Source organism: Fulvivirga sp. AWR4_260 (genome assembly GCF_056158185.1).
In genome coordinates this window covers 844,837-870,495 of sequence record NZ_JBSWSU010000015.1, presented here as the reverse complement: position 1 = coordinate 870,495, position 25,659 = coordinate 844,837, and the positions used below count along the sequence as shown (strand labels likewise).

Below are 25,659 nucleotides of genomic sequence, written 5' to 3'. Positions count from 1 at the left end.
TCTTATATCATTTCTCTAACATCAGTAATATACCCATTAAGAGCTGCTGCCGCTGCTGTTAATGGACTAGCCAGCATAGTTCTGGCTCCAGGCCCCTGACGACCTTCAAAATTTCTGTTAGAGGTAGAAACACAGTATTTACCTCTTGGCACTTTATCTTCGTTCATCCCAAGACATGCTGAACAGCCCGGCTGCCTTAATTCAAAACCTGCTTCTGACAATATTTTATCTAACCCTTCAGCTATAGCCTGTTTCTCCACTTGCTTTGATCCAGGAATAATCATTGCGTTTACATGCTCCGCTTTTCTTTTCCCTTTTACCAGATTGGCCACAAGCCTCAAATCTTCTATTCTACTATTGGTACAGCTACCGATAAATACATAATCTATCTTTTTACCTAAAAGCTGAGAGCCGCCTTGCAAATCCATATATTCTAATGATTTTTTAAGACTAGCCTCGGAGCCTGAGCCTAAAGAGACAGGAATATCTTTGGTCACCCCTATCCCCATACCCGGGTTAGTACCATAAGTAATCATAGGTTCTATATCATCGGCATTAAAAACATAAACTTTATCAAACTCAGCGTCTGCATCAGTCTTAAGTGTTTTCCAGTAGGCCAACTTCTTATCCCACTCTTCACCTTTAGGGGCAAATTCTTTTCCTTCTATATAATCAAATGTAATTTGATCAGGAGCAATCATACCTCCACGAGCTCCCATTTCAATGCTCATGTTACAAATAGTCATACGACCTTCCATAGACAGTGACTCTATGGCTGATCCGCAGAACTCCACAAAATATCCCGTTCCACCACTTGTAGTAATTTGCGAAATGATATAAAGGATAATATCTTTTGATAGTACTCCCGGCTTTAAAGTTCCATCAACCTGAATCTTCATGGTTTTTGGTTTCTTTTGAAGAATACACTGAGTAGCCATTACTTGCTCTACTTCACTGGTACCAATTCCAAAAGCGATATTGCCGAAAGCTCCATGAGTAGACGTATGGCTATCACCACAAACTATAGTCATACCTGGCTGTGTAATACCTAGCTCAGGTCCTATCACGTGCACTATGCCTTGGTAAGGATGCCCTAAACCATATAACTCTACCCCAAACTCCTTACAGTTTTCTACCAAAGTCTGCACTTGGTGCCTACTTAGCTGGTCTTTTATTGGTAAGTGTTGATCTTGGGTGGGCACATTATGATCTGCAGTGGCAATAGTTTGCTCAGCTCTAAACAAACCAATACCTCTTTTTTTAAGCCCAGCAAAAGCTTGTGGACTTGTTACTTCATGAATAAAATGGCGGTCTATGTATAAAACCTGAGGTCCATTTTCTATTTCTTGAACCACATGGCTATCCCATATCTTATCAAAAAGTGTTTTGCTCATTGCTCAAATAAAAAATTAAAAGTTAGTATTAGTGATAAGATATTCACTGACAAGCTTTTTCAATTCATTGTCGTTGACGACACTCACTTCATCAGCTATTTTTAAAAATCTTTGGTAAACAGTTTCTAATTCTTCTTTATTTAACTGCACTCCTAGTTTTCCTACTCTAAAATTTAAAGCAGCTCTACCACTACGCGCTGTTAATATGATAGAAGACTCTGTTACTCCTACTTCTTCAGGAGCTATAATTTCGTAATTGTCTCTATTCTTGATTACTCCATCTTGGTGAATACCAGACGAGTGAGAAAATGCATTAGCTCCTACAATAGCTTTATTAGCCTGTACAGGCATATTCATTGTTTTAGACACTAACTGACTGATAGGGAAAAGTTTTGTAGTATCTATACCTGTCTCAAAATTTAACCAGCTATGCTTTTTCATGATCATCACTACTTCTTCAAGTGATGTATTACCTGCTCTCTCTCCTATACCATTAATAGTACATTCAATCTGTCCTGCACCATTTTTTATAGCTTCTATGCTGTTGGCAGTACTTAAGCCTAGGTCATTATGACAATGCGTTGAGATAATTACATTATCAATGCCTTTTACATTTTCTTTAAGGTATTTGATCTTCTGGCCGTACTGCTCTGGCAAGCAAAACCCTGTAGTATCTGGTATATTAACTACGGTAGCACCTGCATCTACCACCACTTGTATCACTTTGGCTAAAAACTCATTATCGGTACGTCCTGCATCTTCAGCATAAAACTCTACATCTTCTACATATTTCTTAGCATACTTCACACAACGTGCAGCACGCTCTAAAATATCCTCTCTGGTAGTTTTTATTTTAGTAAACACATGCTGATCAGAAGTACCAATACCTGTATGTATTCTTGGTAATTTGGCATATTTTAATGCTTCTGCCGCTGCATCAATATCTTTTTCTACGGCTCTGGAAAGCGCACAAATAGTAGAGGTCTTCACTTCTTTACATATAGCCTCCACAGATTTAAAATCCCCCGGACTTGAGATTGGAAAACCAGCCTCTATCACATCTACCCCCAGTTCTTCCAGTGCTTTAGCTATAGTAATTTTTTCGTTCTTACTTAACCCACAGCCTGGTACCTGCTCTCCATCTCTCAATGTGGTATCAAAAATCTGAATTCTATTAATCATAATGATATAAGGTTTCCTTGTATTAAATATCAATGGTTCAAATCTATGGTGTAATAAAGAGGTGAGAAATACCTAAATCAAGGGTAATTACAATCCCTAACTTATTGAATTTTGAAAAATTATGACTTTAAGCTAATTTAGAAGAGACAATAGCTAATAATAAATACGATGCCCAAGGAGAAATCAGACGCCCTATTCACCTTAATAAAGTCATTAAAAAAAAGTGAAAAGAGGTATTTTAAGTTGGTATTTGCTGAAGAAGAAGGTAATGAAATGCCTAAATATATTCTACTATTCGACCTGATTGATAGTCAAAATCAATTTAACGATGAGGAGCTTATAGAGTCATCTCCGGATATTCGACCTTCTCAGATCTCTAACTTAAAAGCTCATCTATACAAGAAGATACTACAAAGCCTACGGCAGTACCATCAAAACTCTGTGCTCGACATACAAATTCGGGAAATGGTTGATTATGCTCAGATTCTATTTAACAGAAGCCTGTACGAACAGTGCGTTAGTATACTCAAAAAGGCCAAAAAGCAAGCTCAAAAAGTAGACAACTTAGAACTTCAACTTGAAATCTTAAAATGGGAAAAGAATGTACTTACACAAACCGTTGGACCGGGAAATCAAAATAGGGTAAACAGAATTATAGAAGAAGCCCAAGACACCAACAACAGGATCAATAACATTAACATTTTCACCAACCTATCGGCTAAGCTTAATTCTATTTATTTAAAAATTGGTTTCATTCGCAACCAAATGGACCTAGATAAGGTTGAAAACCTTTTTAACGCCAGCCTTCCTTCTTACGAAGAAGACAGACTCTCCTTAAATGAGAAGCTGAATTTATACAGCCTTTATGTAAGCTACTATTTCTTTATACAAGATTTTAAGCAAGGGTATTTATATGCAAAAAAATGGGTAGATCTTTTTACCCAACAAAAGCAACTGAAGGTATCGCGGGTAGAGATGTACATAAGAGCCATCAATAATTTAATGATAGCTCAGTACAAATTGTTTAAATATTATGAATTTACGCAAACAAGTAGAAGGCTTAGAGAAATACGCTCGTTACCTAAAATTGTAATGAACGAAAACATTCAACTTAAACTACAGAAATACACTTACGTACATGAGTTTAACCGATTTTTTATGCGCGGAGATTTTGACATTGGCGTATCGTTAATGAATAAAATCAAGCCGGGTTTGGAGCAATTCATCAGTCAACTAGACAACCACTCTAAATTGATTATGTACTACAAGATGTCGTGCTTATATTTTGGCAACGAAAAATACAATGAAACCATTTTTTGGCTCAACCGCATTCTTAACTCCGAAAATGTAGATATTAGAGAAGACATACATTCATTTGCCCGAATCCTCAACTTAGTCAGCCATTATGAGTTGGGCAACCTTGATGTTATTGATTACTACATAAGATCTACGTACCGATTCTTACTAAAAAAGGATGACCTTCACAATTACCAAAAGTACATTCTCAATTTCCTGAAAAAACTGAGCTACCAATTTACGGAAGATCAGTTAATACCAGAATTTGTAAAACTACGCGCTCAACTGCTCCCACTAAAAAGCAGCACTTACGAAAAGCGAGCCTTTATTTACTTTGACATTATAGAGTGGCTAGAAAGCAAGATATACAAGAAGCCCGTAGGAATAGTTATTAGAGAAAAGTGGGAACTAATAATAAACAAAGAGTTAAAAGAAAGAGAAAAACAAACAATAAAGGGATAGCCAATGGCTACCCCTTTATCATATATTCAACTTAAGTAACTACTGAATTCTATCCGGCTTCACTACGCGCACCTCTTTTCCTGCAAAACTGGCATTAATAGTATTATCATACATAGCTTCACACTTTACCGCAGGCATGTAAAACTCCCCTTGATAACTAGCATTCAACAAGAATTTAAAAACCTTTTTCTCATTAGCCTTAATATCAAAATAGGTATAAACTCTATCATCACGAATATCCTGATAATCTGGTACAGACTGCCCACTAAAATCCTCCATATCGTTTAATCGAGCATTATGAATTTCCCATCCGGAAGGGAAAATCTGCGTTAATGCCATATTTTCATAATCACCTCTTAGTCCTGGGTTGGTAATAGTAACTGCAACCTCAAAATCCATCCCTTGCTCAATGGTAGCAGGATCTATATATTTCCCATCAGTATCTTTATACACCATTTCCATTCTTAAATCGTGCTGAGAAGACTCTTCAACACCTCTCATTGGCGTACCTGCAACTACCAATGTCACATATAAGAACGTATCGTTATTATTTTTCAGACTAAACTTATTCAAGCCTCCTTCTTTCACAGCTAGTTCACTTTGAGCCATTGACATGCCCGTAGTAACCCTAATCTCTTTCCCATTTAAGGAATAGGTGAAATCTATAGATTTACCACTCGACACACCAGAGAACTGGCCAGCAGCAATTAAACAATAAGCAGTTGTTTGAGTACTCAACCAACTATTTGAACTCATTTCTTTGGAAATGGCCTGCAAAACTGGCACAGCCTTCTTTCTATCTCCCAATAGAGATAATGTCTCTAAAATCATAGCCTCATCCCTTAATGACGAACCATAGGTATAGCTCAATTCCCTATAATTATCCACCACTACAGGTAATGATGCGATCAATTCATTAGCAGCTTCCTTTTGCCCTGCCAAAGCATATGCGCCTGCCAACCTCCACGCAGCAGCGGATGTTAACCCACCTTGCTCTCTCAGCCTGTTCATAGCACCCTTCTCAGCTGCGCCTGCCAAAGCCAATGAATAAAGCCTATATGCCTGAATAAAATCTGATCGGTAATAAGAATTGTTATTTTTTCTAAATTCAGCTGCTTTTTGCTTTTGATATCTTTTCCAGTTCCTCAACATCCCTGCTGGTATTTTGTACCCATGCTTTTCTGCTTCTACTAGAAAATGTCCAGCATAGGTAGAACCCCAACTGTCAGAATTTTCTCCTCCCGGCCAATACGAAAACCCTCCATCGCTTTTCTGGAACTTGGTCAATCTCGATATTCCAGCTTTTATATTATCTTCAATTCTATTTTTCTCAACACCTGACAGCTCCATTAATTTTGATAAGTACAATTGAGGAAAAACTGAAGAGGTAGTCTGCTCAATACATCCATGAGGATATCTAATGAGGTATTTTAGCCTTTTCTCCAAGTTAAGGGAAGGAATATTAGAAACTTCAAGTACGGCAGCGTTAGTACCTTCCATACCAATAGAGTTAAAGTCCATACTCAAGCTCTTTCTAGAATCTAGCAACTCATCATACACACGAGTTATTGAAGGATTTGGATTTCTAACATCGAGCTCGATACTATGACTAGCATTTTCCTGACCTGAAGTGGCAGTAATATCCACCTTAGCTATACCAATCGCGGGCTTTACCTTCACATCAAAATAAACCACTTTATCACCGGCTTCCGTAAAAGAAACTGTCTTCGTTTTTTCACCTATCACAGAAAGTAATTTATTTGTCGCAACGGTCACTTTCACATTTTTAATCCTTTTATCACCGGCAAAAACAGTCACAGGCAACTTCACCACTTCTTCAGGCCCCAAAACTCTAGGCAGTGTCCCTAGCACCATCAAAGGTTGCTTTACTGGAGTCACCTCCTCTGCACTGCCATAAGCACCCTCGTAACCTGCCACTACCATAGTCTTTACAGATCCTATATATTGAGGCATTATAAATTTATGTGAGTTAGTCTTTCCCTTCTCTAAAGTGAATGGCCCGAAGTATTTAACCACTGGCTTAAATCTATTTGCCTTGGCTCCCTTAGATTTATCTCCTTGCTCATCTCCCCCAATAGACAATAGACGCTCTACCTTATCTCCATGCGCTCCTATAACATAATCAAAAATATCCCACGTTTTAACCCCAAGAGCCTCTCTAGCATAAAAAGACCCCCATGCATTAGGCGTTTTAAAATGCGTCAAATCAAGCAAGCCTTCATCTACAACAGCTACAGTATAAGTCATTTTCTTTTTAGACTCTTCCGTAACCTTAATCTCTACTTCAGCCCCAGGACTTAGCACTTTAGGCATTTGAATTTTAGGCTTTAGGATAGTACTTGGATTTTCAACATTAATAGGAATAACTCCATAGAGCCTTATAGGCAAATCATTTACAGTCTGTTTATGAGGCTGTAGCAGCGTAACAAAAACATACACATTAGGCGCCATATCAGGAGTAACCTCAAAAGCAAACTCTGTTTCTCCCTTCTTGGTATCAGCCCAATTTGACTGCAACACCCGGCTTCCATTTTCGATACTGATAAATGCTCTTCCCACATCACTGCCAGGTATCTTAATTACAGCCGTTTCTCCCACTTCATATTTCTCTTTATCAGCCGTAAAATTAAGCATAGCTGCCCCTCCTGGCATATCACTTTGATCTCCTCCCCAAGAGGTATAATGCACCTCTCCGGTACAATGACCACTTACAGGATCACAAACGCGGATATAGTACCTACCCCAATCATTGAGATCAAAAGTAAAAGTACCTTTCCCTTTAACCGTATTGATCCTGCCACTAACAACAGGACTAACACTGTACCTACTCATATAATTAGCGACCGACTCATCTTCCTGATCCCACCACCAACTCCATGAAAGTCGATAAACAGCTATTTCAACTCCATTTCTTGAAATAGGATTTCCTTCTGAATCCACAGTAGCTACATTAATCTTATTGGTTTTATTGTAAAATAATTTACTCCAACTTTTAGACTCAGGAAGCTTAACACCTACAAATGAGTTATAAGGATAGTAGGGCAATGAAAAATTATCGATACTAAAATTACCTCCTTCTTCAAATACCTTTCCTGTGAAGTTAGCCATTAGCATACCTGGCGATTCGCCATCCGCTGACAAACTGGCGTTTACTTTTGCATGCCCTTCATCATCTACATAACCTTCAAATATCTTTTTACTTGAGCTGTAGAAATCTCGGCCAATATCATCAAAAGTATAGGCTCTAAATCTATCAAATACAGTTTTAGCTGGCGTAAGTTTCACATCAAACTCTGCTTTTAAGCCACGCGCAGGAGCCCCATGCAGCCAGTTAACCTGTAGATCTCCAGAAATGCTATTATTATTAGATGTTAGCTTGGCTCCTCCAAAATCTAACTTAATCTTTAATCTATTTGGCTTAACTGTCTCAATCTTGAGCGTTTTAGTAAACTGAACACCTCCCACATTAACCTGAGCGGTGTAATTACCAGTAGGCGCTTCAGAGTCAGTACTTATATCAAACCTATAAAATCCATTCTCTCCTTGCGTTTTCACCTCCTTTTTCACCAACTGCCAAGACGGATTATAGAGCTCCATTATCACAGGGTGAGACTCAGGAAGTCTCTTTAACTTATCTTCCAAAACAAAACTTAAATGCAATGTATCTCCAGGTCTCCAAACTCCGCGCTCGCCATAAATATATCCTTTAATACCTTCCTTCACTTCCGAGCCACTCACATCAAAATTACTTAGCGATAATGATGAGCCATCATCCATTTTCAAATAACCACGCTGCGAACCACTAGTAGCCTTCACTAAAAAAGGTCTTCTGCCGGCTGGCATATGCGCCACACCGTTAGCATCCGTTTCAATTGTGTTTAAAAGTTGCTGCTGAAAATCATAGGCCTCAACCTTTACTCCAGATATTGGCTGCGCTGTTTTCAGATCAGTAACAACAACCAATATTTCACCACTATTCCCTCTTTTAGCCATCAAACCCAAATCAGAGGCCAAAACATTTCTTTTTACTCCCTCATGCTCCAAATAATAAGTTACATGACAAGGATTATCCCTTTCAGACCATCTATAATCAGAGGTATATTTATATCTTCTATAAGAATCATAACGACTAAACATTTTATCATCATCCTCCCAATTACTCTCTTCCAACGGCATCATATCCTCTTCCTCAGGAGCCTCTCCACAGAAGAACACCGACTGATACCTCCTAAAGCTTATCCTTACCTGATAAATAGCTCCAACTTCTGCATTAATCAACTGAGATAGATCAAGCGTAAACCTGTTCCATTTAGAAAGATCAACTATACCTGAAGTATTCAGTGCCACCGTCTTTCTTAGCACGGGCTTACCTACTCTTCTTAACTCCGTTGAACCATCAAAATCATTAGCTTGCAAAAACTGAATGACATTATCTTCATATACTTTTATAATTTCAACATCTACAGCCTTTAGGTTAACTGCTTCAAATGGAAATATCAACCCTTCTGAACTCGGCAAAATATTTCCTTTGCCAAGCAAACGCACATCAGGGCTTATTTGAGAAAAAGTAACCTGATACTTACTTTCACCCCCCAACCTAGAACCTTTTGCATTTTTTATGCCTTTAAATACGCTCACATACTTATCTCCAACTTGTCTGGTAGGTAGATAAACATATAATTCATTTCCCTTCACGTCATAATTCAATGAATAAACACCACTAACCTTCACCAAACCTTTTAACTCTTGGTCTGCCTGCAAAGGATCTGAAAACTGCACCAAAACATATTGACTAGGGCTCTGAATCACCTTGACATTAGTAACCGTAAAATCACCAAGCGGAGGAATATACACATCCTCTTCCATTTCCTTATCTATGCCCAAAGCCTCTCCATTCACTTCTAAATCAACTTCGCTTTTGCTATCTCCACGTTTTACGTCTCCAATTACAAAGTAATGTTCATTTTGAACATGCGTCCATTTAACCGGCAACTTTTGACCACCTTGCTCTGCCACAAGCATTTTCTCTACCTGTTTTTCATCTGCCTTATCTGCAGTATTTAACACTCCTTTGATTTCCTGAGTCCTAAAATCCGTATCTGCTACAGTAGCTACATTCTCTACGCTTAAATCATAATCTTGATGGATAACCTGAAAATTATAAGTAAGTGTAGAAAGGTTTTCCGAAACCTCCATCAACTTAGAAAGGTGGAAATTCACTTTATATAATTGACCTGATACAAGTGATTTTTCAGGTGTAAACTCAATAGTACGTGCATCTAACCACAATGCCTCCCCATTAATTTTAGGGTCAAAATCGAATACCGTCTCCTCCAACTGCTTGCCTATCTGCGCAGAATCAGCCACATCCATAGCCAAACGTATTCGAATTGAAGATTGAGATGATATTACACCTGCAGTATATGAAGAAATAAAAGCACTGAACGCTGGATCTATAGTATTAGTAGGATACTCAACATTTTTCGCCCTGCTGGGTTCATTAAAATAAAACACCGCTGTAATGGCCAGTATTACTGCCACCACAGCAACCAAAATCAATCTGAAGGATTTAGAAGCCGCCATAATAAATGAAAATTAAAAAATTGGAAGAATTAACTATAAAAAGCAATTACAAAATAATTGAACAAATATAAAATTTAATTCATATTTAAAATTATAAAAATAATAATTATCCAGAAAAATGATTTTAATCAGATTGTCTTTGTGCTACACGCTTATAGCCACACTATTATTTTCATGCGAAAAAACGCAACAAAAAGCTCAATTATCTGTTTATGAGATAGATAGTTTAAACATTATTTATGATAAGATAATGTCAAAATACGACTCGCTTATGCCTACAGTCAATAATCATTTTGCCATTATAAACACCCAAAACAGGGAGAATAATATGAAAGCTTCACAACTAAAAGAAGCCAACGAAGAGTTTCTAGAATGGGTAAGTAGCTTTAAAAAGCAGAGCGAAAATTCTTTTGATGAAATAAAAGAATACTATAGAGTAAAAGAGAATGAACTTAATTCAATCATTCAAAAAATGAGAAAGGCACAAGCTTTATAACTTATGCCTTCATTTCTAAAACTATTTGCAAATACCTGCCTAATTTACCCGGAGGAAATCCCTTTCTCCTAAACCAAACTAAGTACTCCACAGGCAGCTTCATCAATAGCATACCCTTATACTTACCAAAAGGCATTTTATATTGAAGTAATTCGGCCATCTCTTGCCTCGCTTTATTAATGTCAAAATCCTCCATAAGTGCATTTATTTTGCTGCAAATAAAAGACATCCATTTGTCTTAAACCTTCGATATAAGATTTATTATCATACTATATCCTTTTACAAGAAATGAATGTTAACCATTAAAAAACGTATATTCATACCACAAACACTACAATCACAAAACAAGGTAAGGTCTAATTTCTATTGCTTTGGTTCGTTAAAAAATTCATCAAGATTCATATTCAATGGCTATTATTAGTAAAAAGAAAAAAACATATCCAGTCAGCAACCTTCTAAGAAAATACCTTAAAGAAAATGACAGAGAACTCTCGCTCCCCCTCAATTATAATGACCTTCAGCGGTACGACAATTCTTTGCCTTTGGTGGATAAGCATAATAATGATACGCTATGGGAAACAGTTCTTTTTCCTCAGACTGAAATGGAACACATTCACTATGGCTTAAAAAAAATATATGCCATTATTAAAGCAGATGGAGACCTTTCTGTAATGGATCACCTTTTTGTAGACAGAATTGATCTTTGTGTGTATGGAAACACTCAACCTTTCAGGATCAGAATAGTGAACAGAATCAACGATAACTTCGATTACTTCTACATAAAACATGCTGATGCATCTCGAATTTATGGTTTAGAACTAGAGCACCTATTATCACCAAACAGGATAAGCTATGCCGTAGACCATGACACATTGGTAGAAGAGCACATAGTAGGCATACCGGGCGATCAATTTATGAAAACCTACCTTACAGCACCCAATTTAAACCAAATTAGACTAGCAAAAGAGTTCGTGAAATTTAACGAAAGGTGTTTCGTTAGGCTTCTGGGAGATATGCATAGTAGTAATTTTGTAATTGACATCACTCCCGATTTCGAAGATGTAGACTACCGTATAAGAGCAATAGACTTTGATCAGCAATCTTATGAAGGAAGAAAATCTATATACCTACCTCAGTATTTTAAACAGAATAATCCTCTAATACAGATAGGCATAAAATGCATGACTCCTGAAACTGTTAAGCAATATCAAAAAGAAGAAAGGTCATTAATAGCTGCCAGAGTAAAAGCGAGCCGCACTAAAATAGATACGCTACTTACGGCCATGTCGGCCGATCAAATATCCACAAAGGAAAATATTAAAAGCTTGGGAGTAGACTTAGCAAAGCATTATGACAATGATGACTTTTTAAAATGTAGCTCTATGGGCGAAATCTTAAAAATAAGTCTAGACATGACTACTTCGCAAAAATCAACTTACCAATTTCCCATATAAAAAAAGCTGTTTGGAAGGGCAAACAGCTTTAATAAATCGAAAAAGGTTTTATTTCCGGCATTAGCTAACTACTACGGTTTCCACTCTTTCTCTTTTTACATATCTATAATAAGCTTTTTTAAGCGAGGCTACCACATGAGCCACATACTCTCTTCTTTTACTCACAACAGGTCTTTTGTCACCCTCTGCCGTTGTGATCTCCACCGCATACTTATCTTTTGCGGCAATCATCCACACAATACCTCCAAAGATAAAAAGAACACCCGCACCTATGGACACCATATTGGCATCTATCAAATAAAGTGCTTCTTGTGTATTATAAGTCACATCAGCAAAAAAGTCCATAGAGCCTAATAAAATACTAGCAAACCCTAACAAAAACAAAACAATGCCAGGTGCTTTGGTAGCCGGCAACCGCTGTAAGTGTATACTAGTGATACCATTTAAATTATATGAATGATGATCAGTATAAAATTTATCGCGGGTAATTTTAACACCGTGTCCGTCTGTATATATAATATCCTCTTTCATGTCTGTATATATTTTTATTATATTTCTTAAGTCAACTGCGTTGTATTTTCGATTAACAATATTCAAATGCAGTGCCACACCCCAAATGGGCCAAAAACAAAAGAAACAAGCCCATCGATCAGTAGAAACGAGTAATAATTCCACAAAAACAGTGTCTTTTCTTACTCCTTTTGTTTCTTTGCACACAAAAATTACCGGCTTTGATAGTATCTAAACCAAAAACAGGAACACTTTTTTCGTTAGGGGCATTTATAGCAATATGTGCAGCAGGAGCAATATACGGAGCCACAGAGGTATATGGCAATAATGCACCTGCATGGTATCATCTTGCCTTATTATTTATTTTGGGGCCCATTGGCCTTGGAATTTTAGCTAAAACAATAGTAGGCTACCAAACAGTTACCATAGGAAAAGAAAAAATAGATATTCACTTCCCTGTACAGTTCAAAACCAAGCATTTCAGCATTAGTAACATAGATTACTGGAAAGAAAACACTGTAAAAACAGCTACAGGAACGTTTAAGGAGGTAGAAATAAAATTCATAGATAACAGAAAAAGGCTGCATCTGTCTTATCAAGAGCACACAGAATACCAAAAAATAATTCAGTATTTAAGGAAAAAATGCTCAAAAAAAATCAAGAAGTGAAATTCCAATAAAACACCCAAGTCAGTGCCTGGCATTTTATAAAATGGCTTACCATTCTAAATGAGTAACCCCAGAGGCAGGATGTAAAACAGGCACTGCGCACTTCACAGCACCTGTTGATTTCTATTTATCAGATTTTTTCTGATCATTAATATCCCTTAAAAAGTCAGCCCAGCGCATAGGATTGAGAAAATTATTAGGAGGCATTTGCCCACTAATCTGATACAAATGGTTATACCTCATCTGATCGTAATAATATTTACTCTCTTCGTTTTCTTTTACATCCTTATCCAAATCACGCTTCACCTCAAAGATCAAATCATCCATATTCCTTTTGGGCTTTGTATCCATAAAAGCTTTGTGAAAGCTTTCTATAGAAGGCCAAGGAAAAATCACCACTTCGCTAAGCAATACTGTTTCTTCACGCATCAACTGCATCAGTGAATACTGCTCAGAACTCACCTCATAAGGCATAATGAAAGTAGCATCTCGATAGCCTATTGCCGAGAAAGAAAGCGTATCACCTGCACTAATAAATATGGTAAAATATCCGTTATTATCTGTAGATGTACCATACATGGTGCCTTTAACCCTCACATTAACATAAGGCAAAGTTTTACCCTGATCAGCATCTAGCACAGAACCGGTTAACCGCACTGAATTTGGTGCCTTTACTATTTGCCCAAAACTAATTGTAGCAAAACCCACAAACATTAGCAGCATTAAACTTCCTCTCAGCACTTTCATATTACTTTTTATTTATGTGACCAATCATATTTATCTAACGAAATAAGGCAAGCCGACAGCAGATCGATACTCCCTTGAATATCTGATTTATGGCACATCTCTATTACCTGATGTAAGTGCCTTGTAGGGATTGAAACCGCTCCTGCGATAGCCCCCCTCTTTCCCATCCGCTGCAAACCTGCAGTATCTGTACCTCCAGCTACCAACACTTCATTTTGCCAAGTAATATTATTTTCATCGGCTGTTTGACGCATAAAATCCACCATTCGGTAATCACAAATAGTCATAGCATCTAGCACTTTTACAGCCGTACCTTTACCCAAAGATGTTACCTTTTCATGTGGAGCAGCACCAGGAAGGTCATAAGCCACAGTAGTATCTAGTCCAAAACCAAAATCGGGATCTATAGTATGCGCAGCCACATTAGCCCCTCTTAAGCCTACCTCCTCTTGCACTGTAAATACACCATAGACATCATAAGGACATTCTTTCAAGTTTTTAAGCGTTTCTACCAGTATATAAACCGAAACCCTGTTATCCAACGATTTACAGTTCACACACTCTCCCATTTCTATAAGCCCTCGCTCACGTGTTACAGGATTTCCTACAGATACAATTTTCTCCACCTCCTCTTTGGGCATCCCAAGATCTATGTAAAAATCTTTCACTTTTGGCATTTTGGTTCTCTCCTCAGGCTCCATCACATGCACGGGTTTAGTTCCCATTACACCAATTATATCTTCCTTGCCATGCACAATCACACGCTGCGCTGTAAGCGTTTTAGGATCGAAACCTCCCAATGTAGTAAACCTTAGAAATCCGTTATCATCAATATGAGTAACGATAAACCCAATTTCATCCATGTGAGCAGCTACCATGGCCTTCTTCTCACTTGTCCTTCCTTTTTTTATAGCTATAACATTTCCTATATTATCAATCTCTATGCTATCTACATAAGGACTAACTTCTTTCACTATCAAATTCCTGATTTTACTTTCGTAACCAGGTGCACCAGGAGCTTCACATATGCGTTTTAGAAGATTTACATCTATGGCCATTGTTATCTGTTTTTACGTTAAAAATTCTTTTTGAACCTAGATTCAATATTAACCAATCAAAAATTATTCTGTTCATTCACAAGACAATTAATACTCACAGACTTAGACAATATTTACACTCACTATTTTTATTAGGTATAAATAACACAAAAATGCTCTAGAAATTTGGAGTTATAAAAAGAAGCTACTTATATTTACAGTATCAATTACTCGAAAGCGTAGTTGATTTATAAAGAAGAGGTGAGAGACAGGCTCGAAGACCCTCTGGCAACCATCAATCGTTTAAACGTGATATAGGTGCCAAATCCTGATCCTAAGACCTTGCAAAATGCAAGCAGGAGAATATAAATTGACAAATTTAGAATACAATGAATATCATTTCTGCACCAGTTTACAAACGCAACGAGCTAACAATCAACCATTACATTTCTACCAACACTGTAGCAAAGCATATTTGCTGTTGTTGTTGCTAAGGGAAAATTTCTCTTTTCCTTCTGTATAATTCCACCTCAGCATTGAGATTAAAGGAATTGATACACCTACTAAACAAAATCTTTAATTCTAATCATCATTAAACTGAAAAAATATGGCAATTTACATAACAGACGAATGCATTAACTGCGGAGCTTGTGAACCAGAATGCCCTAATACGGCTATCTATGAAGGTGGAGAGCAATGGGCATGGGGCGATGGCACCGAGCTTTCTGCCGTAGAACTAGAAGATGGCTCTGAAGTAGACGCTACTGAGAAGCAAGAGCCTTTCTCTGACGAATTCTTTTACATTGTATCTGGTAAATGCACCGAGTGCGTTGGTTTTCACGAAGAACCACAGTGTGCGGCCGTTTGCCCGGTAGACTGCTGCGTACCTGACCCTGACTATGAAGAAACAGAAGATGAGTTAACAGCAAAACAAGAGTGGCTTCACGCATCATAATTTAATTAAACACGTTTACTCCAAGTATGTCTAAATATAAACACTTCGAAACCCAGGCCATTAGAAACCAAAGTGAGCAGTCGAGCTTTAACGAGCACACTACTCCTATATATATGACTTCGAGCTTCACTTTTGAAGACGCAGAACAGGCACGAGCCATGTTTGCAGAAGAAATTGAAGGCAACATATATACAAGGTACTCTAACCCTAATACCGATGAATTCATTGAAAAGCTATGCATTTTAGAAGACACAGAAGATGGTCTTTCTACTGCATCGGGTATGGCTGCAATGTTTTGCAGTATGGCTGGGCTTTTAGAAAGTGGAGATCATATCTTGGCTTCTAGGTCTGTATTTGGATCTACGCATCAAATTTTCACTCAAATATTCCCTAAATGGGGCATCACGCATTCTTATGCTGATATTAATAACCCCGATGAGTGGGAAGCAAAAATACAGCCCAACACCAAATTGATTTTTGCGGAAACACCTTCAAACCCTGCATTGGACATCATTGACTTGGAGTGGCTAGGTAAGCTTGCAGAAAAACATAACTTAATATTAAATATTGATAATTGTTTTGCTACACCTTACCTTCAGCAGCCGTCAAAATTTGGAGCGCACATAGTGACTCACTCTGCCACCAAATTTTTAGATGGACAAGGAAGAACTATAGGCGGAGCCATATTAGGCCGCGCTGATCTTATTGAAAAAATAAGATTTTTCACCAGACATACAGGCCCCTCATTATCACCATTCAACGGGTGGTTGCTTTCAAAAAGCCTAGAGACCTTAGCCATACGAATGGAGAAGCATTGCGAAAATGCTTTAAAAATAGCTGAATATTTAGAAGGGCATGAGGAACTGGAAGTAGTAAAATATCCGTTTTTAAAATCGCACCCTAAACATGAGCTAGCAAAAAAGCAAATGAAATTAGGAGGAGGCATAGTAACATTCATAGTGAAAGGAGGAATAGACAGAGGAAGAAGATTTTTGAATGCATTAAAGATGCTTTCGCTTACAGCAAATCTAGGCGATTCGCGGACCATAGCAACGCACCCAGCATCTACAACACACTCTAAGCTCACTGACGAAGAGCGTGCTAATGTAGGTATACTACCTGGCTTGGTAAGAATTTCTGCCGGGCTAGAAAACGTAAACGATATTATAGAAGATATAGAAAATGCACTAAGGGACTCAAAACAACCTTGAGGCATTAATAAAAAACTTATTCGGAAGTAGTTTAAAAGAGGCCTCTTTCGGATATACAAATAGGCCAATAACTTTTAAACCAAACCCTAAATCAGGAAGAAATGAGCGTAACACTTAACGACAAAATATCACCAGCCGCCCAGAAAGACATTCTTGACTTGCAAGAAAGAATTGAGAAATTCAAAACTGGCGTTATACCTGAAGAAAGATTTAAAGCATTTCGTTTAACTCGAGGTGTGTATGGTCAGCGTCAGCTTGGAGTTCAAATGTTTCGTATAAAGCTACCTTATGGTAAGCTTACTGGCGAGCAAATTGTACGTATAGCAGATCTCTCTGACCAATATACTAATGGCAACCTGCACGCCACTACAAGACAAAACATTCAGCTTCACTACATCCACTTGGAAGACACTCCTGAGATGTGGGCGAAACTTGAAGAAACGGGTGTAACTACAAAAGAAGCCTGTGGTAACACTGTAAGAACGGTTACTGCATCTCCTCTTGCGGGCATCGACCCCGAAGAGCCATTTGATGTTTCTCCATATGCACATGCTGTTACACAGTATTTCTTAAGAAACCCTATCAACCAAGATATGGGTAGAAAAATTAAAATGGCGTTTTCATCAAGCGAAAAAGACAGCGCCTTTACTTATATTCATGACTTTGGCTTTATCCCTAAAATTCAGGATGGTCAAAAAGGATTTAAAGTAGTAGTGGGTGGCGGCTTAGGCGCTCAACCTTTTATAGCACAAACCGCTTATGAATTTTTACCTGAAGATAAGGTAATACCTTTTATTGAGGCTGGCCTAAGGGTGTTTGACCGCTACGGTGAGCGTGAGAAAAGATTTAAAGCACGTATGAAGTTCCTCATTGAGGAGAAAAGAGGCTTGGGCTTAGATAAATTCTTAGAACTAATAGAAGAGGTTAAGCCTTCTAATAAAACACATTCTCTTCCTGTAGACGCTACAGGATTTGATAACATTGCTCCTGCAGCGAAGCCACTTCCTGAGTTTGAGCAACCTTCTGGTGCTGAATACGAAGAATGGTTAGCTACCAATACTTTTGAACAAAAGCAAAAAGGATATTACGGAGTAAAAGTAAAGCTTCCACTCGGTAACATTCAGGCGGAAACCGCTCGCCAGCTTGTAGCACTAACAAAGGGTTATGTTGCTGACGACTTCAGAGTAACAATATCACAAGGTTTATTATTAAGGTTCGCCACTAAGGAGGCATTACCTTTCTTATATACTATTCTTAAAAAATTAGACCTCGCTCACATTGGTAGTGATACCATTGTGGACATCACCGCATGTCCTGGAACCGACACTTGTAACTTGGGTGTAACTAACAGTACTGCTATTTCAGAAGTACTTGAAGATATGATTAGCAAAGAATTTCATGATTTGATTGCTAATTCTGAAATCAAGATAAAGATAAGTGGCTGTATGAACTCATGTGGTCAGCATATGATTGCAAATATTGGATTCCATGGTAGCTCTATTAAAAATAAGAGTTTGGTTATCCCTGCTCTTCAGGTAGTGCTTGGTGGCGGTGTAGATGAGCAAGGCCGTGGCTTTGTAGCCGAAAAGGTAATTAAATTACCTACAAAGAGGATTCCGGAAGCAGTAAGAATACTTCTTAATGATTTTGATGCCAATGGCGAGGACAATGAGTACTTCAACGATTTCTTTGTACGCAATGGGAAAATGTACTTCTACAACTTACTTAAGCCATTAGCTGACATAGACTCATTAAGTGAAGATGATTACAAAGACTGGGGACAAGATGACTCATTCATACCTGAAATAGGTACAGGGGAATGTGCAGGCGTAAGCTATGATATGGTAGGGACCATTATTAACGACTCTGACGAGCGTCTTCAATATGCCCAAGAATCATTCAAAGAAGGATATTACTCAGATTCAATTTATCATAGCTATAGCTCTATAGTAATTGGAGCAAAAGCATTGCTTCTTAGCAAAGATGTAAAGTGTAACACACACATAGGTATCATAAAAGATTTCCAGAAAGAATATATTGATAGCGGTATTTTATCATTAGAAACTGACTTTGAATCATTCGCTTTGGAAATTAACAATCATGCTCCTGAAGAAGGTTTCGCTAAGACTTTCTTAGCTAGAGCTGAAAACTTTTTTGACTTAGTTAAAACTACCAGAAGATCTCAACTGGAAGAAGGCAACGTTGAAAAAGAAGTAATCAACAATTACAGAGCATGATGAATAAAGGAAAATTGACACTTGTTGGGGCCGGGCCTGGAGACCCGGACCTGATTAGTGTTAAAGGAGCAAAAACCATTGCTTCTGCTGATGTATTATTATACGATGCCCTTGCAAATTCAGAGTTACTACAATATGCTGTAAGCAGTGCAGAATTAGTATTTGTAGGCAAAAGAGCTGGAAAACATAGTGCCAATCAAGACGAAATAAATACTCTGATTGTAGAGCACGCACTAAAGGGCAAGCACGTGGTAAGGCTAAAGGGAGGAGACCCTTTTATTTTTGCTAGAGGTATGGAAGAGTTAAACTACGCTAAGAGTTTTGGCATCAGTACCGATGTAGTGATTGGCATCTCGAGCATTAATCTTCCTGGCTATTACGGCATTCCACTGACCACCAGAGGCATTAATGAAAGTTTCTGGGCAGTGACAGCTACCACAAAAAATGGCAAGCTATCAAAAGATGCTGAGCTGGCAGCCCAATCAAGTGCTACAGTAATATTCTTTATGGGGTTAAATAAATTAGAAGAAATAGTAACCCTATACACTAAATACAATAAAAAAGACTGGCCTGTGGCTATCATTTCACAAGGTTCTTTACCTGAAGGCAAAGTGACCACAGGCAGTATTAGCAGCATATTAAACAAGAAAAACGAAATACCATCTCCTGCACTTATTGTTATAGGAGAGTCCGTTGGTCAATATTTGAAAACGCACCACCCGGAATACAACAACAATCATTATGAGTACAAATAAGCTTTTTCCTATTTTTCTAAAGATTGATCAAATCCATATTTTACTTGTGGGTGGTGGTGAAGTAGGTTTAGAAAAGCTAGGAGCTTTATTAAAAAATGACCCCGAAGCTAATGTAACCATAGTAGCCACAGCTATTGATGATAGAATTAAAGATATAGCGGCTACAAAAACTCAACTAGAGCTGATAGAAAGACCCTTTGAGCCGAAAGACTTAGAAGGAGATATACAGTTGCTTATTTTAGCCACTGATAACAGAGATACTAATGCTGAGATTTATGCCTTAGCTAAACAACAAAGAATTTTAACCAACGTGGCGGACACCCCTGATCTATGTGATTTTTATCTTGGATCAACTGTGACCAAAGGCGACCTTAAATTGGGCATATCAACCAATGGAAAATCGCCTACTTTCGCTAAGCGCTTTAGAGAAGTATTGGAAGAAATTCTTCCTGACGAAACCAACAGCTTAATTCAAAACCTTCATTTGATAAGAAATAAGCTGAAAGTAGGTTTCTCAGAAAAAGTAAAGATTTTAAATGAACACACAAAAGACCTGGTTGCCCATGAATCCAAACAGTCTGATCAATGATAGCCTTACTCCCTCCAACAAAGCTTATGAGCCTTTAACGCCACAAGACAGAATAAAAAAACTTTTTGATGATTATGCCCCTGAGGACATCCTTATTACATCATCTTTTGGGAGTAGTTCTGCCATTCTTTTACATATATTAAGCAAAGTAGCACCTGAACAACCAGTACACTTTATTGATACTAGTTTTCATTTTCAAGAAACGCTTAACTATAAAAAAGAACTACAGAAGAAATTAAAACTTAACCTTGTTGAGGTAAAAGCGCCTGAGAATAAAAATAAATTCACAAAGCAAAACTTCACCTACAAATTAAACCAAGACTTATGTTGCTATATAAATAAAGTAGAGCCTCTAAGTCAGATTAAAAATGATTATAAGGTGTGGATTTCGGGATTGATGGCTCACCAAAATGCCAACAGAAGTAACACACGTATATTTGAATTAAAGCAAGATATATTAAAATTTCACCCATTAATTGACATGTCAGCACAAGATGCTGATTTGTATAAATTAATATATGAATTACCCGCACACCCATTAATAGCTAAAGGATACGACTCTATTGGGTGTTCTCACTGTACCAAGAAAGGAAAAGGCCGAGAAGGCCGCTGGAGCAACCAATCAAAGACTGAATGTGGATTGCACATATAAAAACAAAGGGCTAACAGATATCTGTTAGCCCTTTGTTTTTATATATCTAAGGAGTTAATTCTCTTAATGCAAAGGAATTTGCTCAAACTTAACAGACTTCTCTCCTTTATATGCTTTTCGCGGCTTTAAGTTAAGCACTTGGAACATTTCCTCATCCGTAACAGTATCAGGATTAGGAGTGGTTAATAATTTATCTCCTGCAAATATAGAGTTAGCTCCTGCCATAAAACATAAAGCTTGCTCTTCCATATTCATTCTTACCCTACCTGCAGACAATCTAACCATTGCTTTGGGCATAATAATTCTTGCAGTAGCAATCATTCTAATCATCTCCCATACAGATACTTTTGGTTGCTCCTCTAATGGAGTTCCCTCTACCGGCACCAATGCATTTACAGGCACTGACTCTGGGTGCTCTGGCAATGTAGAGAGTGTATGCAACATACCTACTCTATCTCCATCACTTTCTCCCATACCAATAATACCTCCAGAACAAACAGATATATTAGCCTTACGTACATTTTCTAACGTATCTAACCTATCATCATACGTTCTGGTAGAAATAATATCACCATAGTGCTCCTCACTAGTATCAAGATTATGATTATAAGCGTACAGACCCGCGTCTTTTAACTTCTCAGCCTGATCTTCAGTAAGCATACCCAATGTACAGCACACTTCCATATCCAAAGCACTTACACCCTTTACCATGTCTAACACACGGTCAAAATCTTTATTATCTCTAACTTCGCGCCATGCAGCCCCCATACAAAAACGAGTGCTACCAGCATCTTTTGCTTCTTTCGCCTTAGCTAAAACTTCTTCGGTAGGTAAAAGCTTATGCACTTTCACATCAGTATGATACCTTGCTGCCTGAGGGCAGTATGCACAATCTTCAGGACATCCACCTGTTTTCACAGAAAGTAAGGTACACACCTGCACTTCTGAAGTTTCATGATATTCACGATGAACCGTAGCAGCACGATACATCAAGTCTAGGATAGGAGAATTAAATATTTCAGTAATTTCTTCTCTAGTCCAGTCATTTCTTATTTCTGCCATATCACCTACAGTATATTTTTATGATGGTCTAAATTAAGCACATAAACACCAAAAGGCCTTATAAAATAAGGAAAGATTTAATCCAAATAAAGATCATAAGGCATCCTGGCTTGTACTCCATGCACCTTTTTAACCTTTTGAACAGCATTGAAGTATGGGTAAAATTCTCCTAGTTCTGACTTTAAGGCTTTAGTCTTTGTTTCTTCTTCTAAATCTTTAAAGAATTGTTCGAAAACTGATCTTTGCTTAGGATAATAGCGAACCTTATAGTCATCCTCAATTTTTGCAGCCTTAGCAGCCAAAACAATAGCATCGTCAAACGTTCCTAACACATCTACTAATCCTCTTTCTTTGGCCTGCGCCCCAGTCCATACCCTACCTGAAGCCACATCTTTTATCGCCTCTACTGACATGCCTCTACCTTCTGCCGCTTTAGTTACAAATGTTTCATACCCCTCTTCAACATCTTTTTGAATTATTGCCTTTTCCTGCTCAGTCAATGGTCGAGAGGCTGTGTGCATTCCCGAAAACTCACCAGTATTCACTTCTTCACTCGTTACCCCTAACTTATCGTTAAGAAACTGCTTGAAGTTAAATATCATACCAAAAATACCAATAGAACCTGTTATGGTATTAGGCTGTGCCACAATGCTATCACAAGCCATACTCATGTAATAACCTCCAGAAGCAGCCATATCAGACATACTTGCAATTACAGGCTTCTTTTCAGAAGTAAGCTTAATTTCTCTCCACATTACATCAGAAGCTACAAAACTTCCTCCAGGAGAGTTTATCCTTATCACTACAGCTTTAATTTCATCATCGTTTCTGGCCTTCTTTATTTCTTTACAAAAAGTCTTAGAACCAATAGTTTTAAGATCACCTTCCCCTCCATGAATTTCTCCCGAAGCCACAATCACTGCCACTTCATTATCAGAACTCACATAATTATTAAAACTCTTTTTATACTTAGAATAACTGATTAAAGGCAATTTCTCACCTTCCTTCACCTCCACCTTACTCATCATATCCTTTTCTACAGCATCATAATAAGCTAATTCATCTATTAACTTTAGCTCAACTGCTGTTTTGGGAGATCTTGCCTCCATCAGGTTAGAAATTTCCTTTAGCTTAGAAAGCGGGATACTCCTAGACTTAGAAATGTTTGAAAGCATAAAATCATTCAGAGAAGTTAACATAGAGGTAGTTTGAAGCCTACTGGCCTCACTCATATCTTTTCTAATAAATGGCTCTACAGCACTTTTAAACTCTCCTACCCTGAAAATTTGAGGTTCTACACCTAGTTTATCAAATAAACCTTTCAAGAAAACCACATTAGCACTCATACCATTGAGTTCTAAATCCCCTTCGGGTTGCATATATATTTTATCACTTACTGAGGCCAAGTAATATGCTCCTTCAGAATAATACTCACTGTATGATATTAAAAACTTACCACTTTCTTTATAATCTTCAAGCGCGCCTCTCACCTCTTCTATGGTAGCAATACCGGCTTGTAAGCCTGAAGGATTAAGAAAGATACCCTTGATTTTATCATCCGTCTTTGCCTGCTTAATAACTTCTTTGAGTTGCACTAAGCCTATGCTATTAGGAACAGTAGAAATAACCCCTACCTCCGCCAGAGGATTTTGCAGTTCCACTTCCGAAATAGGTTTATCAAGATTTAAATATAAAATACCTTCAGATGTTAAGGCAACAGGCTCATCTTCAGCCATAATAGAAATAACTCCAACCACAACTATTAAGCCCAGCAAGGAGAAAATCACCAATGCTAAAAAAGAGGCCAACAAATTTCTCAAAAACTTCATGTCTATTTTATTTATAAGGGACCAAAAATAACAACTTCATAATACATAAATACGCAGCGATTTTTATTTTTGAGCAGATTTATGATAGAAGGAATATATTTACTCTTAGGTTCGAATTTAGGTGATAAAGAATTAATGCTTCAGCAAGCAACAGAAGCGATTAGCCAAAAAGCTGGCGTTATCACCAATCAGTCATCTATATACGAAACTGCTGCATGGGGCAAAGAAGATCAACCCTCATTTTATAATCAGGTATTAGTGATTAGCTCCACATTATCGCCAGAAGATTTACTGGCATGCATCAATAAAATTGAAGCACAGCTAGGGAGAGTAAGAATAGAAAAATGGGGCACCCGCACGATAGACATAGATATTCTATACTATAACAATCAAATCATAGACACGCCTAACTTGAGCATTCCACACCCAGGCATACCTGAAAGGAAGTTTACACTATGCCCTTTAAATGAAATAGCTCCTGATTACATTCATCCAATATTGAACAAATCTAACCAAGAGCTATATATTGATTGTACTGATCCGCTACCCGTTAACAGAGTTTAAGCTACTCCGCTAACTGCACTTTCAGCAGATATTTTCTTAACTAATCCTTGCAATACTTTACCAGGACCACACTCCACAAACTCAGAAGCACCATCTTCTACCATTTTCTGCACTGACTGAGTCCATCTAACTGGCGCAGTTAATTGTGCTATTAAGTTAGTTTTAATTTCTTCCACATTAGTAGCAGGCATCCCGTTTACGTTTTGGTAAACAGGGCAAATAGGATCAGAGAATTTAGTAGCTTTGATTGCTGCCTCTAACTCTACTTTAGCAGGCTCCATCAAAGGAGAGTGGAAAGCTCCTCCGACTGGCAATGGCAATGCTCTTCTTGCACCAGCTTCCTTCATTTTCTCACATGCTTCAGCAATGGCTTCGTTACTACCAGAAATTACTAATTGCCCAGGACAGTTGTAATTAGCTGCCACTACTACACCATCGATAGCGGCACATATCTCTTCTACTTTAGCATCATCTAAAGCTAATACAGCAGCCATAGTTGAAGGATTTACTTCACATGCTTTTTGCATGGCTAAAGCTCTTTTAGACACTAAAACAAGAGCATCTTCAAAAGCCAAACATTTATTGGCTACCAATGCTGAAAATTCACCTAAAGAATGACCTGCAACCATGGCAGGTTTAAAATCTGCGATAGTCTCTGAAAGAATTACAGAATGTAAAAAAATGGCCGGCTGCGTTACTTTGGTTTGTTTTAAATCTTCCGCACTTCCCTCAAACATGATATCGGTAATTTTAAAACCTAAAATATCATTTGCTTCTTCAAACCTTTTCTTTGCAAGCTCATTAGACTGGTACAAATCTTTACCCATACCAGAAAATTGTGATCCCTGTCCGGGAAAAACATATGCCTTCATAAGTTTTGTTTTTTAGTCATCATACACTTAACCTCTATTGTTATATAAAAGTTAATAAAGGTTAAAGTGATATTTAAAAAATT

Annotated in this window: 21 protein-coding genes and 1 riboswitch; of the genes, 11 read left to right on the top strand and 10 right to left on the bottom strand. The window is 37.8% G+C overall.

All coding sequences use genetic code 11. The annotated features are described in order from the left end of the window. Window positions 1–2: 2 nt before the first annotated feature. Together leuC and ACXACQ_RS10195 are read right to left on the bottom strand one after the other, a co-directional pair. Window positions 3–1,394, bottom strand: a complete 1,392-nt coding sequence (gene leuC / locus ACXACQ_RS10200) for a 3-isopropylmalate dehydratase large subunit (protein ID WP_474975840.1) — start codon at window positions 1,392–1,394, stop codon at window positions 3–5. Between the two features lie 15 nt (window positions 1,395–1,409). Next, window positions 1,410–2,576, bottom strand: coding sequence for a 2-isopropylmalate synthase (locus ACXACQ_RS10195; protein WP_474975839.1), 1,167 nt, complete (start codon window positions 2,574–2,576; stop codon window positions 1,410–1,412). Between the two features lie 168 nt (window positions 2,577–2,744). On the opposite strand from ACXACQ_RS10195, the gene ACXACQ_RS10190 reads away from it, so the two are divergent. Further along, window positions 2,745–4,334, top strand: coding sequence for a hypothetical protein (locus ACXACQ_RS10190; protein WP_474975838.1), 1,590 nt, complete (start codon window positions 2,745–2,747; stop codon window positions 4,332–4,334). Window positions 4,335–4,373: 39 nt separating this feature from the next. On the opposite strand, the gene ACXACQ_RS10185 is transcribed toward ACXACQ_RS10190, so the two are convergent. Then, window positions 4,374–9,938: an alpha-2-macroglobulin family protein gene (locus ACXACQ_RS10185; RefSeq protein WP_474975837.1), complete on the bottom strand. Its 5,565-nt coding sequence runs from the start codon at window positions 9,936–9,938 to the stop codon at window positions 4,374–4,376. 118 nt (window positions 9,939–10,056) lie between these two features. Between ACXACQ_RS10185 and ACXACQ_RS10180 the strand changes: the two genes are divergently transcribed. Then, a complete protein-coding gene (locus tag ACXACQ_RS10180; RefSeq protein ID WP_474975836.1) occupies window positions 10,057–10,434 on the top strand; it encodes a hypothetical protein in 378 nt (125 codons plus the stop codon). Window position 10,435: 1 nt separating this feature from the next. On the opposite strand, the gene ACXACQ_RS10175 is transcribed toward ACXACQ_RS10180, so the two are convergent. Further along, window positions 10,436–10,663, bottom strand: a complete 228-nt coding sequence (locus ACXACQ_RS10175) for a DUF3820 family protein (protein WP_474975835.1) — start codon at window positions 10,661–10,663, stop codon at window positions 10,436–10,438. Between the two features lie 178 nt (window positions 10,664–10,841). Between ACXACQ_RS10175 and ACXACQ_RS10170 the strand changes: the two genes are divergently transcribed. Beyond that, on the top strand, window positions 10,842–11,888 hold the full coding sequence (locus ACXACQ_RS10170; protein WP_474975834.1) for a hypothetical protein: 1,047 nt from the start codon (window positions 10,842–10,844) through the stop codon (window positions 11,886–11,888). 60 nt (window positions 11,889–11,948) lie between these two features. On the opposite strand, the gene ACXACQ_RS10165 is transcribed toward ACXACQ_RS10170, so the two are convergent. Continuing rightward, window positions 11,949–12,605: a DUF6232 family protein gene (locus ACXACQ_RS10165; RefSeq protein ID WP_474975833.1), complete on the bottom strand. Its 657-nt coding sequence runs from the start codon at window positions 12,603–12,605 to the stop codon at window positions 11,949–11,951. A gap of 14 nt (window positions 12,606–12,619) precedes the next feature. On the opposite strand from ACXACQ_RS10165, the gene ACXACQ_RS10160 reads away from it, so the two are divergent. After that, on the top strand, window positions 12,620–13,066 hold the full coding sequence (locus tag ACXACQ_RS10160) for a hypothetical protein (protein ID WP_474975832.1): 447 nt from the start codon (window positions 12,620–12,622) through the stop codon (window positions 13,064–13,066). A 123-nt stretch (window positions 13,067–13,189) separates the two neighbouring features. Here ACXACQ_RS10160 and ACXACQ_RS10155 read toward each other — a convergent pair whose 3' ends face one another. Next, window positions 13,190–13,813, bottom strand: coding sequence for a carboxypeptidase-like regulatory domain-containing protein (locus tag ACXACQ_RS10155; protein ID WP_474975831.1), 624 nt, complete (start codon window positions 13,811–13,813; stop codon window positions 13,190–13,192). Window positions 13,814–13,821: 8 nt separating this feature from the next. After that, complete coding sequence (locus ACXACQ_RS10150) at window positions 13,822–14,871, bottom strand: M42 family metallopeptidase (protein WP_474975830.1); 1,050 nt, start codon at window positions 14,869–14,871, stop codon at window positions 13,822–13,824. 224 nt (window positions 14,872–15,095) lie between these two features. After that, window positions 15,096–15,221: riboswitch (SAM riboswitch) on the top strand. Between the two features lie 236 nt (window positions 15,222–15,457). Here ACXACQ_RS10150 and ACXACQ_RS10145 point away from each other — a divergent pair. The 6 genes from ACXACQ_RS10145 to ACXACQ_RS10120 all read left to right on the top strand — a co-directional run bounded on the left by ACXACQ_RS10145 (window position 15,458) and on the right by ACXACQ_RS10120 (window position 21,249). Further along, on the top strand, window positions 15,458–15,805 hold the full coding sequence (locus tag ACXACQ_RS10145) for a 4Fe-4S binding protein (RefSeq protein ID WP_474975829.1): 348 nt from the start codon (window positions 15,458–15,460) through the stop codon (window positions 15,803–15,805). Between the two features lie 26 nt (window positions 15,806–15,831). Then, the gene (locus ACXACQ_RS10140; protein WP_474975828.1) at window positions 15,832–17,016 is read left to right on the top strand and encodes a trans-sulfuration enzyme family protein; all 1,185 of its coding nucleotides are present in this window, start codon (window positions 15,832–15,834) and stop codon (window positions 17,014–17,016) included. 101 nt (window positions 17,017–17,117) lie between these two features. Further along, window positions 17,118–19,253 (top strand): HEPN domain-containing protein, encoded by a 2,136-nt coding sequence (locus ACXACQ_RS10135; protein WP_474975827.1) that lies wholly within the window; start codon window positions 17,118–17,120, stop codon window positions 19,251–19,253. Further along, complete coding sequence (cobA, locus tag ACXACQ_RS10130; RefSeq protein ID WP_474975826.1) at window positions 19,250–20,008, top strand: uroporphyrinogen-III C-methyltransferase; 759 nt, start codon at window positions 19,250–19,252, stop codon at window positions 20,006–20,008. Before ACXACQ_RS10135 ends, cobA begins: the two co-directional genes overlap by 4 nt. Then, window positions 19,995–20,597: a precorrin-2 dehydrogenase/sirohydrochlorin ferrochelatase family protein gene (locus ACXACQ_RS10125; protein ID WP_474975825.1), complete on the top strand. Its 603-nt coding sequence runs from the start codon at window positions 19,995–19,997 to the stop codon at window positions 20,595–20,597. Before cobA ends, ACXACQ_RS10125 begins: the two co-directional genes overlap by 14 nt. Beyond that, complete coding sequence (locus ACXACQ_RS10120) at window positions 20,572–21,249, top strand: phosphoadenylyl-sulfate reductase (protein ID WP_474975824.1); 678 nt, start codon at window positions 20,572–20,574, stop codon at window positions 21,247–21,249. Before ACXACQ_RS10125 ends, ACXACQ_RS10120 begins: the two co-directional genes overlap by 26 nt. A gap of 63 nt (window positions 21,250–21,312) precedes the next feature. Here the strand turns inward: ACXACQ_RS10120 and bioB are convergent, their stop codons facing one another. Both bioB and sppA read right to left on the bottom strand, forming a co-directional pair. Further along, a complete protein-coding gene (bioB, locus tag ACXACQ_RS10115; protein WP_474975823.1) occupies window positions 21,313–22,311 on the bottom strand; it encodes a biotin synthase BioB in 999 nt (332 codons plus the stop codon). Between the two features lie 77 nt (window positions 22,312–22,388). Continuing rightward, entirely contained in the window at window positions 22,389–24,140 is a 1,752-nt protein-coding gene (sppA, locus tag ACXACQ_RS10110) for a signal peptide peptidase SppA (protein WP_474975822.1), read from the bottom strand. A gap of 81 nt (window positions 24,141–24,221) precedes the next feature. Here sppA and folK point away from each other — a divergent pair, with 81 nt between their 5' ends. Next, the gene (gene folK / locus ACXACQ_RS10105) at window positions 24,222–24,704 is read left to right on the top strand and encodes a 2-amino-4-hydroxy-6-hydroxymethyldihydropteridine diphosphokinase (protein ID WP_474975821.1); all 483 of its coding nucleotides are present in this window, start codon (window positions 24,222–24,224) and stop codon (window positions 24,702–24,704) included. Here the strand turns inward: folK and fabD are convergent. Further along, window positions 24,701–25,576, bottom strand: a complete 876-nt coding sequence (gene fabD / locus ACXACQ_RS10100; RefSeq protein WP_474975820.1) for an ACP S-malonyltransferase — start codon at window positions 25,574–25,576, stop codon at window positions 24,701–24,703. The two genes, folK and fabD, sit on opposite strands and share 4 nt — an antisense overlap. Window positions 25,577–25,659 lie beyond the last annotated feature (83 nt).

Coding starts and splice junctions, on each gene's coding strand:
- folK (WP_474975821.1), top strand. CDS start 24,222: ATGATAGAAGGAATATATTTACTCTTAGGTTCGAATTTAGGTGATAAA.
- bioB (WP_474975823.1), bottom strand. CDS start 22,311: ATGGCAGAAATAAGAAATGACTGGACTAGAGAAGAAATTACTGAAATA.
- sppA (WP_474975822.1), bottom strand. CDS start 24,140: ATGAAGTTTTTGAGAAATTTGTTGGCCTCTTTTTTAGCATTGGTGATT.
- ACXACQ_RS10170 (WP_474975834.1), top strand. CDS start 10,842: ATGGCTATTATTAGTAAAAAGAAAAAAACATATCCAGTCAGCAACCTT.
- leuC (WP_474975840.1), bottom strand. CDS start 1,394: ATGAGCAAAACACTTTTTGATAAGATATGGGATAGCCATGTGGTTCAA.
- ACXACQ_RS10150 (WP_474975830.1), bottom strand. CDS start 14,871: ATGGCCATAGATGTAAATCTTCTAAAACGCATATGTGAAGCTCCTGGT.
- ACXACQ_RS10135 (WP_474975827.1), top strand. CDS start 17,118: ATGAGCGTAACACTTAACGACAAAATATCACCAGCCGCCCAGAAAGAC.
- fabD (WP_474975820.1), bottom strand. CDS start 25,576: ATGAAGGCATATGTTTTTCCCGGACAGGGATCACAATTTTCTGGTATG.
- ACXACQ_RS10155 (WP_474975831.1), bottom strand. CDS start 13,813: ATGAAAGTGCTGAGAGGAAGTTTAATGCTGCTAATGTTTGTGGGTTTT.
- ACXACQ_RS10195 (WP_474975839.1), bottom strand. CDS start 2,576: ATGATTAATAGAATTCAGATTTTTGATACCACATTGAGAGATGGAGAG.
- ACXACQ_RS10190 (WP_474975838.1), top strand. CDS start 2,745: ATGCCCAAGGAGAAATCAGACGCCCTATTCACCTTAATAAAGTCATTA.
- ACXACQ_RS10185 (WP_474975837.1), bottom strand. CDS start 9,938: ATGGCGGCTTCTAAATCCTTCAGATTGATTTTGGTTGCTGTGGTGGCA.
- ACXACQ_RS10145 (WP_474975829.1), top strand. CDS start 15,458: ATGGCAATTTACATAACAGACGAATGCATTAACTGCGGAGCTTGTGAA.
- ACXACQ_RS10140 (WP_474975828.1), top strand. CDS start 15,832: ATGTCTAAATATAAACACTTCGAAACCCAGGCCATTAGAAACCAAAGT.
- ACXACQ_RS10120 (WP_474975824.1), top strand. CDS start 20,572: ATGAATCCAAACAGTCTGATCAATGATAGCCTTACTCCCTCCAACAAA.
- ACXACQ_RS10175 (WP_474975835.1), bottom strand. CDS start 10,663: ATGTCTTTTATTTGCAGCAAAATAAATGCACTTATGGAGGATTTTGAC.
- ACXACQ_RS10125 (WP_474975825.1), top strand. CDS start 19,995: ATGAGTACAAATAAGCTTTTTCCTATTTTTCTAAAGATTGATCAAATC.
- ACXACQ_RS10180 (WP_474975836.1), top strand. CDS start 10,057: ATGATTTTAATCAGATTGTCTTTGTGCTACACGCTTATAGCCACACTA.
- cobA (WP_474975826.1), top strand. CDS start 19,250: ATGATGAATAAAGGAAAATTGACACTTGTTGGGGCCGGGCCTGGAGAC.